This window comes from Clostridiales bacterium (genome assembly GCA_015243575.1).
Lineage (GTDB): Bacteria > Bacillota > Clostridia > Peptostreptococcales > Anaerovoracaceae > Anoxybacterium > Anoxybacterium hadale.
Genome location: CP042469.1, coordinates 3,132,098 through 3,147,141 on the forward strand (window position 1 = coordinate 3,132,098; position 15,044 = coordinate 3,147,141).

The following is a 15,044-nucleotide window of genomic DNA, read 5'->3' on the forward strand; positions in this document are numbered from 1 at the left end:
TTACTTCTCTGGTACTCTGAGTACATCGCCGGGGAGGATGAGAGAAAACCGGCTCTTGTTGTTCAGTCGTTCTAGCTCGCTCATGGGGCAGCCCAGCTTGCGGAATATGCTCCAGAAGCTATCGCCCTTTTGCACGGTGTAGGTGGTGTACCGCAAATTCTTCGGCACATCCGCTGTCACGCCGTACTGGTCAAAGGTATAGGTCGCCCCGTCGATGTCCTGCTTGCCGGTGAGGGGTTTGCCATCCTTGAAGTACATCCACTGGCCAGAGTCATTCCTTGTCCAACCTTGCATGGTATCGCTAGAAATCGCCAGCTCTACAAAGCGGCGCAGCACTGCCGAAACCTCGGCGCGGGTAGCTGTACCCTGTGGATCAAAGAGATTGCCGTTCTTGCCGCTGATCACGCCTGCCATCTGCATCTGCTTTACTGCATCTTTGGCGTAGGCGCTGGTTCTGGTGCTGTCGGCAAAGGTATTTTCTTCATGGACCTTCGGTAATGTAAAGCCGATGGTCTTGGCATAGTTGCTCATAATAACCGCCATCTGCTCACGGGTGATGGACTGATCCGGGGCAAACTTTCCATTTCCAACCCCGTTTACAATATTGTTTTTGCTTGCCCACTCAATGTAGCCCATGTAGTAAGTGTCGCTTTTCACATCGGTGAAGCTGCTCTTTGCGTAGCTGCTCACATCGGCATTTGCCAGTCGTCCAAGGGCGGTAACCAACATTCCTCTTGTCATGGCCGTGTTCGGGCTGAAGGTAGTGTTGGAAGTGCCGCTAAACAATCCACGGCTCACCACAAACTCAATATCTTCCTTTGCCCAGTGAGCCGCAATGTCTGTAAATGCGGTACTCGGCTGCTTGTAGCCGATGCCATAGGTGGAAAAATGGTGGGTGCTGAAGCGCAGTACCTGTTCCACACTGTCATAGACCGAGTTTGTGAGCCAGTGTACCTTACCCTTGGCATCCACATAGACCGCCTGCACATTCCCGGCCTTTTCATTTGCGCCGAGGGTATATGGGATGGTTACCGATACGCTGCCTGCGCCGAAGCTGCTAACTGCCTTGTCGTTACCGTAGTTCACCTTGAGGTCAAATACCGGGCGGCTGCCAATGGCTTTTTTCGCATCACCGGTCAGCTTGCTACTGTCCCCACGGGTGGCGGTGATATTGACATCCGATTTTGCCTGTTTGTTGATTTCCTGCACGGTCGTTAAGTCCATACCGATTCGGATGTCGGGATTATCCACCACCACAATGGTGTTGACAATTTTCTTCGCAATGATGGTATCCTGCACGGTCTTAGGCAGATTGACCGTAACATGAGAGCCGGTCTTGCTGCCGGTATCAACACGGAGGATCACCGTGATTCCGTTTTGCTCATTACCGTTTTTCTTGGCATCCGCCAGTGCCTTGTCAAAGGCATCGGTCACAGTTTTGCCAGTGATGTTCACTGTGATGTTGCCCTTGTCGTCCACAGTGCCGGGAACCTTGATTTCTCCCTGTGTGGGGGAGTTCGGCTTATCCGGTGCGGGTGGGGTGACGATGACAGGGCTGCTGTTGTCGTTTGAGGAGCTTCCGCCGCCACTTCCAGAGCCACCGCCGCCGGTGTAAGTCCAATGGGCATAGTAGGTCACATTGGCACTGACGGTTGTGCTTGCGGAGATTTGAGTTCCGCCGCTTGCCGCCGTGTACCAGCCGTCAAAGCTGTAACTGCCGGAACGTGTCGGTGTCGGGAGTGCCCCTACCGCTGTACCGGGTGCAACCGAGCGCGTTGTTTCACTGACTGTGCCGCCGTTCGGGTTGAAGGTGACGGTGTAGTTCGGAACCGCCGTTACAGAGAAACTCAGTTCTACCGTAGCATTGGTGCTTTGGTTGGTGCTTACGGTCAGCGTTTCATTATAATTACCCACTGCAAGACCAGCTTTCGGTGCAACGGTAAAGGTAGCCGTGCCGTTTGCCGCCAGTGTGGTGGTACTGAGTGTGCCGATGGTATAGTTGGTGCTAGTCGGCTGGGTCAGCGTCACGCTGGAGTTTCCGGTATTTGTGATGGTGACAGTCTGAGCTGCCGGAGCGCTGTAGCCCACTGACAGCGAACCAAAATCCTTGGTGGTCGGATTGGCTGTGATGGTGTAGGTCGATGCCGCCGTTACAGTAAAGCTCAATTCCACTGTAGTACTGGTACTGTGGTTGGTGCTTACGGTCAGCGTTTCATTATAATTCCCCACTGCAAGACCGACTTTCGGAGCAACGGTAAAGGTAGCCGTACCGTTTGCCGCCAGTGTTGTGTCGCTGAGTGTGCCGATGGTGTAGTTGGTGCTGGTCGGCTGGGTCAGCGTCACGCTGGAGTTTCCGGTGTTTGTGATGGTGACAGTCTGTGCTGCCGGGACGCTGTAACCCACTGCTAGTGAACCAAAAGCCTTGCTGGTCGGATTCGCTGTGATGGTGTAAGTAGGAACCGCCGTCACTGCAAAACTCAATTCCACCGTAGCATTGGTACTGTGGTCGGTGCTTACGGTCAGGGTTTCATTGTAATTCCCCATCGCAAGACCGACCTTCGGTGCAACGGTAAAGGTAGCCGTACCGCCTGCCGCCAGTGTTGTGTCGCTAAGTGTTCCGATGGTGTAGTTGGTGCTGGTAGGCTGGGTCAGCGTTACGTTGGTATTTCCAGTGTTTGTGATGGTCACGGTCTGCGCTGCTGGGGCACTGTAGCCCACTTTCAGCGAACCAAAATCCTTGCTGGTCGGACTGGCTGTAATGGTGTAGCTGGGCGCAGCGTTTACCGTTAGCGTGGCTAAATTTGAGGTAGCAACAGGCGCTACCGTGCCACTGACGATGGCGCGGTATTGATAGCCGCTCATCCCTGCGGTTACCCCGGTGATAGTCAGCGTCGTCGTATTGGCTCCGCTGTATACTCCACCGTTCGTGATGTATGCAAAGCTGCTGCCAGTGTTAACCTGCCACTGGTAGGTTAAACCCGTCCCGGTCGCTGTAACCGAGAAGGTAGCCGACTGCCCTTCGTTCACCGTCTGAGGGGATGGCTGACCGGTGATGGAAGGAGCTACCAGGGGATTTACCCGTATCCCGGCCGTGCTGTTTACGTCATTGAGCGTCAAATTCGCATTGTTTCCTGCTGCATCTTGAATGGTGCCGCCGTTGAGGATTAGGGAGCCAATGCTGACGCCGTCGCTGTCGCTGTCGCCCACATTCACCGTATACCGAAAGACTAGATTTTTTGTGCCGCTGCCACTGACATAAACGGTCTGCTTTGTCATTGAACCAACCGTCAGCGCGATATACGGTGTGCCGTTTATTGTGTCTACAGTCACATTCTCGTCAAAATTTACCGTGAAGTCCAAAGTGTGTCCGTTCGAATAGTCTCCCTCTGGCGGCACCGATACCGAAGTAACTGTGGGGGCGGTGGTGTCAGGTGCGACATACGCTGCCACCGAAATTTTTAATGGGGTGCTGATATTACCCGCCGAATCCTCCACGACCACATAAATATCTTTTGCCCCCGCCGTCAGAGTAACGGCTTTGCCCGTCACTGTTCCGCTTACGGAACCGAGAGAAGTACCCGCTTTTACCTCCGCGCTCGTGGGAGCGGTTGCGTCGCTGTTCACAACAAGGTAATACGCCGTACCCGCCTTGTCGGTGGTAAAGCCGATTGTAGCCGCTGTGTCGCTTGTGCGGTTTACGCTCTCTGATGAAAGCACAGGCGATATGACGTCAGACCCAAACTTTAAGTATTTGTAGGTTGCAATATTTCCTGCGACATAAGCGACCGAACCGCCCCCGTCATAACTCGTGCTCGCCCCGCCCTGCACGCCGCTGCTCAACGTCGGCGCAAATACCATTGCTTTCGTGCCGCCTTGAATAACAACAGTTTCTTCAGTTGAAATAGTAGTGTTTGTGAAGTAAATAGCAGTACCGTTGACGGCGCTTATCGTGCCGCCTGATATGTTCAATTGGGCGAACTCGTTAGAGCTAAAAATCGCATAACTGTTACTACCTGTCGCGCTTACCGTTCCGCCGGAAATATTTAAGGTTGTGTTGGCACTATAAATCGCATAACCGCTACTACCTGTCGCGCTCACCGTTCCGCCGGAAATGTTCACGGTGCTGTGATTTCCTGCACGAATCGTCCCAATTGCCGTTTTACTTGTCACCATGCCGCCGCCCTTACTGTCGGTAATGGTCAGCGTACCGCTGCCTTCGTGTGAGATGGCAGAACCAGAGCCGCCGTTAAGCGTTTTTCCGTTTAGGTCAATGGTGATGTTATAGTTACAAGTGCTGGGAATCGTGATTGTCCCAGTGTCGCTATAACTATCGGAAAGCTTCAAATTCAAATCGCCTGCCGCACTGGTTATGGCAGACTGGAGAGCTGTGCGGTCGCCAACCTCCGAAAACACAGGCGGTGTTGCGCCCGGCTCAACCTTGATGTATTTGTAGGTTGCGAGATTCGCCGCATTATACGTATCTGCACCATCCCCGCTCTTATTGGTGCTTGCAGTAATGGAGCATCCCTCATAGCCCGAAGTTGTTAAGCTGCCGTTCAGTGCCTGCGTATCACTTTGGACTGTCACATCGCCACCCGTGATGGATACTGCACCCATTATTCCTGCCGCAGAGCCGGTTGCGGTTACTACGCCATCGGAAATCGTTACCCCACTTATGGAGACTATTGCAACGGAGATATTATCTGCCGCTGCACTGGTAGCCGTAATCTCTCCGCCTTCAATTGTAATATTTCCACGACTGTATATGCCAGAGCTAACCTTTCCTGTGCCGCCACTGACATTGAGGCTGCCGTTTCCTTTAATCACCAAATCGCCACCTGTATAAATGCCCAAGCTGGCGTTGTTTGTATAATTTTGCCCCAGGATTGTGCTATCACCAACCATATTAATATTAAGGTCTTCCGTCGCATATATGCCGTATTTGCCTTGGGTAACAGAGTCTATCCACACTGCATCATGCGCTGTGTTGATGGTCGCATTGTCAAGAGTAAGGGTAGAGGTATCTGGGTCATAGGTGACGGTTGCGCCATCGCCATCTGCTGTGCCAAGCACATCCGCTTTGTTCGCACTGGTCACCTCCACGCCGCCAACCCATATGCCGTAATTGGTGGCAGACATGGGAGTAACCAACCCAAGTGCCGCCGCGATTGGCGGCATTTCACCCACAGTCACAACAATCTCCGGCAGAGGGGCCCTTACCGTGTAGCTCTCAACCACTGGTGTAAAAACATATTCGCCCTCGGTATTCATGTCATAGTCGAGTGAAACCCATGTCACTGGAATCTCCACGGTGTTTTCCACCCATTCGGGTTCCGTTGTCGTTGCGGGGGTTGCCGTTTCCGGGCTGCCGGAATCCAGCACGGCATCCTCCCCGATAGATACGGCTGTCCGTACCGTGGCGGTCAATGTTTCGGGCAATTCTAAATCTTCAATGGATGTTCCGAGTAATACCGCTTTTTCTGTTTCTGCAAGCGGCGCAAAGCTGATAATTTCTCCGCTCCCGCCAATGGTCGTATGGATTTCTTCCGCCATTGCCGATACCGGCAGCATGGTCACAATCATGCACAGCGCAAGAAACATACTTAATAGTCGATTGTTCATAAGGTCTGTTCCTCCTTGATTTGTAAATTTGTGTTTCCTTGTTCCAAAAGTTTCTGTAGCCTATCGGCTTCTTCCTCAGTGGCGGAGCGAATATGGGGTTTCTCGCAGGAAGGGCATTCCTTTACCGCTCCCGCCCGGCAGAATAAAAAGCCGCAGTCCTCGCAGGCGTAAGTCATGTCATGTCCCCCTTCCGCATAGACAGGTTGATTTTCTTCAAATCCCAAGGAGCTGCTTTTTCTTTGCCTCAAACTCCTGCTGTGAAATCACGCCATCTTCCATGAGTGTCTTATATTTTTTGATTTCTTCGATGGCGTCGGTAGGCGGAGCCATGTTGGTATGTAACGTCCCCATTCCCATCATACCGGGGCCAACAGACTGCTCGGCCATGCCGGGGAAGGCCACCGTCCTAAGTGCAGCCACCAGCTTTTCAATTTCTTCTATGCTTTGCTGGTAGGAGCGGAGGTAGTTGTTCACATCCGGGAGGGTGTTATTAAACCGTGGGCCGTCCATATCACATTTGAGCACCGTCCAGTAGGGGTGGTCGAAATGCAGCTCCACATGAAACGCCTGAAAGGGTTCAGGAATATCAAAATATTGCACCGGTGCGGAGTTATTTACCTTGCCGTCGTCCAGCCTATCAAGGGTTCGTGCCATCCGCTTGTTCGCTGCAATCTGTGCGATTTGCGGCGCCATCGCCATAGCCCGCTCTGTTACGGTGCTGGTATAACGGCGTATGCCTGCCGCTGAACCCTCAAACAGAGGGGTGCTGTCCTCCCGGATGGTAAAGGATTTCAACTGGCTGCCTTCAAACACGGTTTTATCCGGGTTTTTGCTCATACAGAACAGCTTGTTCTGGTAATCAAAGATGATTTTGGTATCCCAAAGGCCGAAATCAATCCGCTCAGAAACCACGAACCGGTCTTTCAGTATTTGGTTTTGATTGTAGAATGCCAGATATCCCCGAAATCCCTGCATTGTCAGATTGCTTTCCTTGTCGGCATCCATATCAATCTTGTTATAACAGTCGTTACAAATATATTCGCCCTCAATTTTCGATGGCAGAATCAGTGGAATCTTGCCGCCACAGATGGGGCAAGGGGGTTTTTTAGAAAATAGACCCATCATCATTTCCTCCATTTGTTCTCATTATCTTGTTCCGCCGCCTGATCCACCGCCAATAGAGCCGCCGCCCCCGCCAAGGGAAGCAAATCCGCCGCTTCCGCCGCTGCGTTTTTCCTGCTCACGCCGCTGTTCGGCTTGCTTCATATTGCTGTAAAGCAAGTAGTGGTAGGAATAGGCGGCCGCCATGCTCCCGCTGTAATCGGTCAGCTCGACAGAAATTTGGGGGTACAGCTCTTTCATCTGCTCCGCCACCTGATCGGCGATACCAAACAGCATGGCATAGGTCAGCAGTTCCCTCCAAATCGGCATTTCCTTGACGCCGCGCTCGGCAATGAGTGAAAAATCCGTCAGATACCGTTTCAGCCCCATCAGCTCGCCCAGCTCCTGTTTACCAGTTGGCGTCAGATCCGTCAGCTTTGCGGGCATATCCCACCGTTTCAGGCAGATTTTTTGATTCAGCCAAGTTCTGCCTGCGTTTTCGCATTTCTGTATGTAGGCGCGCAGCAGTTTGTCGTTTTGACTTGCAAAGTGTTCCAGTTCCTTTGCCTGCAAAGTGGAATCCGGACCGGCCGCGCTTTCGAGCACCGTATAAAGGTACTCGTCATATTCGTTCATACTGCTATGATTGCTGCCCACCAGCCGCAGGCTCACTGTTTCTTTGGTTTTGCCCATCAAACCGATCTGCTGCGTTTCCACGGGAGACAGGCAACCAAGCTGAATCAGCCGCAGCATTCCTGTGGAAAGAATCGCACCGTCCTCACACACATCAAACAGCCGTCCCAGCGCATAGGTGGCACTCAGATTGCCGTCGTTGGGAATGTCCCTGAAATACCCGAACCGCTCTGTAAATCGTTGCCTTTTTTTCTCCGCACGTTTCTTTTTCATTCTGAAAAACCAAATTATCAGCCCAATGGGAAGTCCGATGGACAAAAGCATCGTGACAATCGCTTCAAATGTGGATACTTCTTCACCGGTATCATTGTAATCACTGCCTGAAAAGGCAGTTTCTTTTACTTCCTCAAAGCTGCCCGGTTCCTGCCGTGAGGGGGACAGGATTCCCTTATCCAGTGAAAACAGTACCGTCACATAGTTTTCGGAATAGATCGAACTTTCCGTGTAGGCGAGAATGGCGCCGTCTGAAAATTCCACCTGTCCGTCATAGCCAAACCCCCATATGTCGGCAATTTCATCAGTGATGGGCATACCGTCCGCCAGCCGGATTTCCACCTTCACATCGGTGGGGGTGGTGTTCATTCCATCATTTACAAATCGGAAATTGAACCCGTCCCTGTCGCTATAAGCACCTATCACGTTATCCAGCTTATATTCAATGGCATAACGGTTTTGTCCGTAATTACTGATGCCGAAGCAGATTTCATATCCGCTGTCGGTATGATGGATGCCGCATTTTTTCGCCTTTTCTTCAAAGCTCCAATCAATATTCCACTCCGGTACGGTTTCATAAGCACCGTTTTGGTCGGAGACCGTAAGCTGGCTGATGGTCAGATAATCAGGCGCGTTCATGGGAATATAGCTTTCTGTGCCCTCGTTAAAATCTCCCTCCCATACCTGTGTAACGTACATGGAACCGTCCTCGTAAATGACAGCCTGAATATCCATGGTATTGACCTGATTTGCCGCAAAAGCCGATAAAGGAAGGGAAAATAATAAGGCAAAGCATAGAATCAGTCCGCTTACTTTTTTGCGCATCGGGCACCTCATTTCATGCTGGGCATATCCGCCTTGTCAGCCTGCTCCACAAGATATTCTCTTTGCCCAAAGCCCAGCATCCCGGCAATGGCAGAGACCGGGAACATTCGGATTTCACGGTTTAATTTGGTCACGCTGTCGTTGTAAATCAGGCGGCTGGTGCGCACCATGTTTTCAAAGGTCTGCACCGCGTCCATGGTTTTGATGTAATTTTGATTGGCTTTCAGGTCAGGATACTGCTCCGTTACCATGGCAATCCTGCCAAGGGCTTCTGAAATAACCCCTTCCTGACGCATCACATCATCCGGCGTGGATTTCGCTGTGATGACGCTTCTTCTTGATTTGATAGTTTCAATCAGCGTTTCGCTTTCGTGCTTGGCATAGCCCTTGGTCAAATCCAAAAGGGCCGTCAGCGCATCAAAGCGGCTGGAAAGCTGCACCCCGATCTGGCTCATGGCATTGCTGATATTCTCATCCAGCACCACCAGTCTGCGCTGGGTGGAGATGATCCATAGAACAACGGCCGCAATAATTACGGCGATTGTGATGAAAGTTGGCAGCATAATAAAGTCTCCTTTTTTTATTTTTTAATGGGCAGACAGACTACGATTTTGTCCGTCTGCCCATTTTGTTGCCGGTATGCGTGATTACTCCAATGTGATACTCGGAAGTATATCGGCCAGATTTGCCTCAAGGGAGGAATTTGCCCCTGTGGTGTAAGTAAAAGCAATATGCTGCTCGCAATTCTGACCATCAATTGCGAAGTATAAAATAATTTGGCAAGTGGTTACGTTTTTGCCGCTGTTATTGCTGTCTCCTGTGCAGAGGAAGGATAAGGAATCCACTCCCCCAATGTTAGCAGGATTATCAAAGGCAAGCACCTTGATGTTGGAATAGGTATCTCCCAGTGATTCAAGCATATAGTCCTCGGTGACATCCTCAATCCATGTATCCGATGGGAATGTAGGTGTTACGACAATGCTGGCATCGGGGCCTTCAGCCACAGCGTAGCCGTCTTTATCGCTAAATTCGCCAAAATCGCTGGGAACGAGCAGAGCGGTGTAATTTGCTACCTTGTTGACAAGTGTGATGTCCGACGCGGCAGGCGCCGATGTGTCAGGCGTGGAAGTTGGTGCGGAATCGCTTCCTCCGCAGGCTGCAAGGCTCAGTGTCATGGCAAGTGCCATCATAAGTATCAATAATTTTTTCATTATAAATTCCTCCATTTTCTTTTGCTTTTGCTTTTGCGGTGTTCAGGGACTATCACTGGCTGACTTCGTCTAAAGCGGCACCGGCTTCAGCAATGAAGGAACGGCCTACCTCAATGGCTACCGTCAGGGCACCCATAACTTCCGGTGTGAGTGTTTCAGGGCTGGCAAAGTATTCGTCTGCCTTGATAATTTCACTGGAAAGGTCATTCATAGCAGTGACAAGCTCTTCATTTTCCAAAAGCTCAGGGCTTGCATTTACCTTGTCAGCAATTGCATCAAATTCCTCTGCCATACTCATAAAATCCTGTGCAAGGGCTTGCTGCTCTGCTGTAAATTCCGTATTCTCGACTTGTGCGGGTGTGGAAGGAGACGTTGCGGGAGCAGAATCGCTTCCTCCGCAGGCTGCAAGGCTCAGCGTCATGGCAAGTGCCATGATAAGTACCAGTAACTTTTTCATTTCTAAATCCTCCGTTTTCTGTTGGGTTGTATAGGGCAAAGTCCCATGCGCTCACTCTATCAAAAACCTGCCACAGAAAACCGTCCGCTGCATGAAACATGATTTTTTCGACATGAAACATGATTTTGGGGGTTAGTTTGTACCGTGGGGCGGCACGATTAGTCCTCGGTGTATGGCGACACATCAGGCTCGATCCACGCCTTGCCGTCACGCCAGTCCACATCGAAGTCAAACAGCTTTGCGATGTCCCGCAGCTTGATATAGTTGTTGCCGCCGATGGTATAGGCGGTCAGCCCCGTCACCGCCGCGCCGGTGTCGCCCCATACAAAGTCTGTGGTGCTGAGTGTCGCACTTTTACTGTCTTTGCCGATTGCGGCAAGCTCGCCGCTTGTCTTGGTGTACGCCGCATGGTTATACAGCTTTGCCTTGCCGTCCTCCCAGCGCACATCAAAGCGTGTTTTCAGCAACGCGCCCACATCCCGCAGCTTGACGTAGTTGTTGCCACCGATGCTGTAAGCGGGCAGCGCGACTTCCTCACCGTTTAACATAAACTTGGTGTTGGTGGGCGTTGCCGTAACGGTGTTGGTGGGTGTCGGCGCCGGAGCGGGTGTCTGTCCGGATGCTCTCCCAGAGGACGTTAGGTTCTTCGGCACGGCCGAAATGTGCGATTCCACCCTATCCAAAAGGCCACTCCATTCACCTAACCTCAAATGTTCTGCTGCCGCCCAATGGATGGTTTTGTATTGGAGAGCCGCTGCCTGCTCCCATGTTATTTTGGCGTTTGCACTTGTGTCGCCGCTGATGGCAAAGCTCTTGATGGTGTCATTGGTGAAAGCGGAAAATCTGGGACTGTTCCTGCTTTTGTTATAGTCCATGAGCTTAATTAAGTAAGAGGTAAACTCCCCGTAGGTGGGATTCGCACTCCAATTCATATTTTTATCAGTAAAGACACCCCAAGCGTAACAAAGCACAATACTGCCCCTGAATTCCTCAGCTTGCCCCCCTTCTTTGCGCAACCTCTCATGCAAATCTTTCGGACCTTCTGCAGGGTAATGGTATCCTAAAATACTGAACGCATCCCAGAAGAACCCCGCCATTTCAGCATTGCTGATGGGTATGCTCCAGTCCTCAAAAGTTATATCGGTATAGTTGGCTATGTATTCGGACAGGACAACCCCCGCTCCGTCTGGATATCCTTTTTCCGCAGGACGGACCATCATTTTAGGATCCTCGGAGGGGCGCATAGCAACATTGTTGCCGAAGGATATCTGCCATAGATAAGGGTTACTTACAGCCGCTACCCGCGTGCCGCCCGTATTCACTTTTGTCAGTCTGGCCACCCACATATAATACTCTCGGCCTTCATGCTTCACCTTCGCCCAGTCGCCCTTGATCTCGGTAACTTCCAGAATGGTGCCTGATGGAAACTCCCCGACAATGTCGCCATCCGGCTTTGCACGGTAGACCGGGTTCGTCCCGACTTTATACATCGCTCTGTTATCTATTTCGCCCGCAATTCCCAAATAGCGCCCATCCGCCATTTTTATGGTTATCTCAGTCCAGTCACGGTCTACAACGCGCTTTTTCTCAACATAAAATTTCGTGGCCCTTCCTCCTGTGCGTAAGAATGCCTTGCCTACGGAGTCGATATTGATAAAAGTGTCGTTCCCACCGGCGTACATCAGACCGCCACCGCCACCGCCAATGGGGCCCAGACGGATGCTGTACCAACCGTTGTCTATCGCATCATACAGTTTATAAGTAGTATCATTTGGCGTAGGTGCAGCCTGCGCGGGAGGAACATATGTGCCGGTGGCGGTGACGGTATATTTTCCCACGATTTGGCTTGTTTTTTCACCCGGAGCAGTCCACCGCAAGGTAATCTCCTGCTTTCCTGCGATGTACGCAAATACCGTACCTTGATTGAGCGTCACATTGCCGGAGTTTCTGAAACTGATTTCGCTAGAGATGTCCTTTTTTTCGCCGCCTACAATAGCCGTAGCTTTAATCCCGGTTCGATCAAATCCCTCGCCAACCGTATATTCAGTTTTTGCGGGGTATGACAGTATGGTCACAGCTTCCGCCGCAAACGCCATTGTCGGCAGCATGGTCAGCGCCATACACAGAGTGAGCAGTATGCCCATAAATTGCTTTTTCATAGTTTTTCCTCCTTTTTGATTGAACGAAATAACATTTCTTTCTCCACGTTCAATCTATCAGAAATCTCTCTGCAAAACCGTCCGCTGCATGAAACATGATTTTTTCGACATGAAACATGATTTTGGAGGAAAGTAGGCTCCTGTCTTTTTTGCTTTTAGATGTGAAGCAACACAATATCACACGAAAATCAACGAGTACGCACGAATTTCATCTTGTTTTTGCCATGATTTGATGATATACTGTAATCTGTTACTTGTATAAACGATTTTCGACTTTTAGAGGGACGTGAGGCGTGTTATGGGTGTCAGTTATAACAAATTATTCAAACTGATGATCGACAGAAAAATAAGAAAAGGCGAGCTATGCAAGGCGGCGGGCATCAGCAGCGGCTCGCTTCTGAAAATATCAAAAGATGAAAACATATATGTCGATATTTTGGTTCGGATTTGCGGCGTTTTGGGCTGCGATTTCGGCGACATCATGGAGTATGTTCCTGATGAAAATTCCGTTATAAAATCTGAACCCGGTAATCGGCAACCACCCGATTTGCAGGAGGAAAAGCCTGCGAGAGTTTCTGAAGAAGTCTAATAGAACATGGAGGGATGCTTATGCTGCAAATTGCAGTCTGTGATGACAATATTGACGAGCTGTCCAATATGGTACAGCTTATAGACCTGTACCGAACATCAAGACATCTAAACTGCGAACACGCCGCCTTTTCAAACGGCTTTGAATTGATTTCGGCCTTGGAAAAAGGAAAGAGGTTTGATATATACTGTCTGGATATTATGATGCCGGGCTTTACCGGCATTGATGCGGCAAAGGAAATTCGCACCTTTGACAAAACCGCACCGATTTTATTCTTCACCTCATCACCTGAGTTTGCTTTGGAAAGCTATTCGGTGAAAGCCATCAACTATGTACTCAAGCCAATTTCAAAGGAGAAGCTGTTCTTCACCCTTGATGAGGTGCTGGAGCAGATCAAAGCGAAAGAGGAAGAGGATGCGGTCATCGTAAAGAGCAACGAGGGGATTCAAAAAATACTGATCTCCAATTTGGTCTTTGTCGAGGTCATCGGCAGAAACGTCCTCTATCATCTGCGCTCCGGCAAGGTGGTCGAATGTATGGAGCCTTTTTCCGCTGTCTGCGACAGCCTGCTGAAATATGGGTATTTTATGAAGCCCCACCGCTCCTATCTTGTGAATATGCAGTATGTGGATACCATTGAAAACCATCAGATCACCTTACAGACCCTTTCCTCTGTTCCTGTTGCACAAGGCAAGGCAAAGGAGATGAAGCAGCAATATCTGAATTATCAAATGGAGGGGGGAGCTTAAAATGGAAGTAATAGTGATAGGACTCTTGCGATTTGGGGTTTCTCTGGTCTTTGGCATCACGGTGTCCGTTCTCTTTGCAGGAATAGAATCCACAAAGAAAAACAGGTTCACTACCGGCCTGCTCTGTGTCATTTTTCTTTTTGTTCAGACCGCCAGCTACTGGCTTTGGGGCTTGGATTTGACATCAAAGCTGTATCCGCTGATTATCCATCTGCCGCTGATCCTGATATTCTCGCTGTACTACAAACGGCCGTGGCTTATATCCGTCGTCAGCGTGCTTTCAGGATACTTATGTTGTCAGGCTCCGCGCTGGTTTGGTTTCATTGCAGGCGCCGCTTTAGACAGCAGACTTGCGGATCACGTTTTTTATGTTGGGGCGATATTTCTGTTCTACTATTTCCTGAAAAAGTATGTGGCGGCTTCCGTCCGGCATCTTATGGAGGTGTCCACTAAATCCTGCTTATTTTTAGGCGGGGTGCCGCTTTTTTACTATTTGTTCGACTACACGACCGCTATCTACACCAATGTGCTTTACAGCGGCACCGAATGGGCGGTACAGTTCATGCCCTCAACAATCTCTGTTTTCTATTTTGTGTTTGTTATCCTTTACTACGCTGAGACACAAAAACAGGCAAGCCTTCAAAGAGAAAAGGATATGCTGGATGCACAGTTTAGATTGGCGCAGACAGAGTTTGCTTCTCTGCGGCAGTTACAGCAGAACGCCGCATCCTATCGGCATGATATGCGCCATCATTTTGCGCTTTTACAGGGACTGGCCTCCAAGGAACACATCGAGGGGATTAAAGAGTACCTACGAACTGCCCAGTCCGACATGGATGCCATCACGCCCACACGCTTTTGTGAAAACGAAACCGTCAACCTGATTTTGTCCGCTTTCGCTACGAAAGCGAAACAAGCGGAAATCATGCTGACGGTGGATGCAAAACTGCCTGATTTGCTTCCCTTTAGCGATACTGAGCTTTGCTCGCTCTTGTCAAACGCTTTGGAAAATGCTATCCATGCCTGTGAACAGATACCTGACCGCAACAAACGCATCATCCGGCTGCGTATGTATTCCAAAAATAATAAGTTGTGCATTGATCTACACAATAGCTATCAGGCAGAGCCAGTATTCAGGCAAGGGCTTCCTGTATCAAAAGAACAGGGACATGGCTTCGGCACAAAAAGCATAGCCCATATCGTGGAAAAGCATGGCGGTGTATTTCAGTTTTCGGTTAAGGATGGCTGGTTTGTATTTCAGGCAACTGCATAAGAAAATATTTCATATAATAAACACAGAGCCTGCCCTCGTAAAAAAGGGCAGGCTCTGCTCGGTTTTTGCAGCCAGACTATCATAGCGCCCTAAGACACCTTAGATCCTCAGCTTTGCGTCCCCGACTTTAACCGGGTTTGCCCATAGCTTTA

General features: G+C 50.2%; 11 protein-coding genes and 1 riboswitch. Of the genes, 3 read left to right on the top strand and 8 right to left on the bottom strand.

All coding sequences use genetic code 11. The features are described 5' to 3' along the window. The 8 genes from FRZ06_14010 to FRZ06_14045 form a co-directional block, all read right to left on the bottom strand. Positions 1-5,622 carry a choice-of-anchor D domain-containing protein gene (locus tag FRZ06_14010; GenBank protein QOX64378.1) on the bottom strand — a complete coding sequence of 1,874 codons (5,622 nt, stop codon included), beginning with the start codon at positions 5,620-5,622 and terminating at the stop codon, positions 1-3. Beyond that, positions 5,619-5,798: a hypothetical protein gene (locus tag FRZ06_14015; GenBank protein ID QOX65941.1), complete on the bottom strand. Its 180-nt coding sequence runs from the start codon at positions 5,796-5,798 to the stop codon at positions 5,619-5,621. Before FRZ06_14015 ends, FRZ06_14010 begins: the two co-directional genes overlap by 4 nt. A 37-nt stretch (positions 5,799-5,835) precedes the next feature. Beyond that, a complete protein-coding gene (locus FRZ06_14020; GenBank protein ID QOX65942.1) occupies positions 5,836-6,744 on the bottom strand; it encodes a DUF4428 domain-containing protein in 909 nt (302 codons plus the stop codon). A 24-nt stretch (positions 6,745-6,768) separates the two neighbouring features. After that, complete coding sequence (locus FRZ06_14025) at positions 6,769-8,454, bottom strand: DUF2207 domain-containing protein (GenBank protein QOX64379.1); 1,686 nt, start codon at positions 8,452-8,454, stop codon at positions 6,769-6,771. Between the two features lie 8 nt (positions 8,455-8,462). After that, a complete protein-coding gene (locus FRZ06_14030; GenBank protein ID QOX64380.1) occupies positions 8,463-9,017 on the bottom strand; it encodes a LemA family protein in 555 nt (184 codons plus the stop codon). An 84-nt stretch (positions 9,018-9,101) separates the two neighbouring features. Beyond that, positions 9,102-9,665 carry a hypothetical protein gene (locus tag FRZ06_14035; protein ID QOX64381.1) on the bottom strand — a complete coding sequence of 188 codons (564 nt, stop codon included), beginning with the start codon at positions 9,663-9,665 and terminating at the stop codon, positions 9,102-9,104. A 52-nt stretch (positions 9,666-9,717) separates the two neighbouring features. Continuing rightward, the gene (locus FRZ06_14040) at positions 9,718-10,122 is read right to left on the bottom strand and encodes a hypothetical protein (protein QOX64382.1); all 405 of its coding nucleotides are present in this window, start codon (positions 10,120-10,122) and stop codon (positions 9,718-9,720) included. A gap of 158 nt (positions 10,123-10,280) precedes the next feature. Then, the gene (locus tag FRZ06_14045; GenBank protein QOX64383.1) at positions 10,281-12,266 is read right to left on the bottom strand and encodes a hypothetical protein; all 1,986 of its coding nucleotides are present in this window, start codon (positions 12,264-12,266) and stop codon (positions 10,281-10,283) included. Between the two features lie 313 nt (positions 12,267-12,579). On the opposite strand from FRZ06_14045, the gene FRZ06_14050 reads away from it, so the two are divergent. The 3 genes from FRZ06_14050 to FRZ06_14060 are packed head-to-tail and all read left to right on the top strand — an operon-like array spanning position 12,580 to position 14,892. Further along, positions 12,580-12,870, top strand: coding sequence for a helix-turn-helix transcriptional regulator (locus tag FRZ06_14050; protein ID QOX64384.1), 291 nt, complete (start codon positions 12,580-12,582; stop codon positions 12,868-12,870). Positions 12,871-12,890: 20 nt separating this feature from the next. Further along, positions 12,891-13,619 (top strand): response regulator transcription factor, encoded by a 729-nt coding sequence (locus tag FRZ06_14055; protein ID QOX64385.1) that lies wholly within the window; start codon positions 12,891-12,893, stop codon positions 13,617-13,619. Position 13,620: 1 nt separating this feature from the next. After that, entirely contained in the window at positions 13,621-14,892 is a 1,272-nt protein-coding gene (locus FRZ06_14060; protein QOX64386.1) for a GHKL domain-containing protein, read from the top strand. A 63-nt stretch (positions 14,893-14,955) separates the two neighbouring features. Then, positions 14,956-15,044, bottom strand: a riboswitch (cyclic di-GMP riboswitch).

Bases quoted from the DNA above. Each gene is read 5' to 3' on its own strand.
- FRZ06_14010 (QOX64378.1), bottom strand. From the start codon at position 5,622: ATGAACAATCGACTATTAAGTATGTTTCTTGCGCTGTGCATGATTGTG.
- FRZ06_14015 (QOX65941.1), bottom strand. From the start codon at position 5,798: ATGACTTACGCCTGCGAGGACTGCGGCTTTTTATTCTGCCGGGCGGGA.
- FRZ06_14020 (QOX65942.1), bottom strand. From the start codon at position 6,744: ATGGGTCTATTTTCTAAAAAACCCCCTTGCCCCATCTGTGGCGGCAAG.
- FRZ06_14025 (QOX64379.1), bottom strand. From the start codon at position 8,454: ATGCGCAAAAAAGTAAGCGGACTGATTCTATGCTTTGCCTTATTATTT.
- FRZ06_14030 (QOX64380.1), bottom strand. From the start codon at position 9,017: ATGCTGCCAACTTTCATCACAATCGCCGTAATTATTGCGGCCGTTGTT.
- FRZ06_14035 (QOX64381.1), bottom strand. From the start codon at position 9,665: ATGAAAAAATTATTGATACTTATGATGGCACTTGCCATGACACTGAGC.
- FRZ06_14040 (QOX64382.1), bottom strand. From the start codon at position 10,122: ATGAAAAAGTTACTGGTACTTATCATGGCACTTGCCATGACGCTGAGC.
- FRZ06_14045 (QOX64383.1), bottom strand. From the start codon at position 12,266: ATGGGCATACTGCTCACTCTGTGTATGGCGCTGACCATGCTGCCGACA.
- FRZ06_14050 (QOX64384.1), top strand. From the start codon at position 12,580: ATGGGTGTCAGTTATAACAAATTATTCAAACTGATGATCGACAGAAAA.
- FRZ06_14055 (QOX64385.1), top strand. From the start codon at position 12,891: ATGCTGCAAATTGCAGTCTGTGATGACAATATTGACGAGCTGTCCAAT.
- FRZ06_14060 (QOX64386.1), top strand. From the start codon at position 13,621: ATGGAAGTAATAGTGATAGGACTCTTGCGATTTGGGGTTTCTCTGGTC.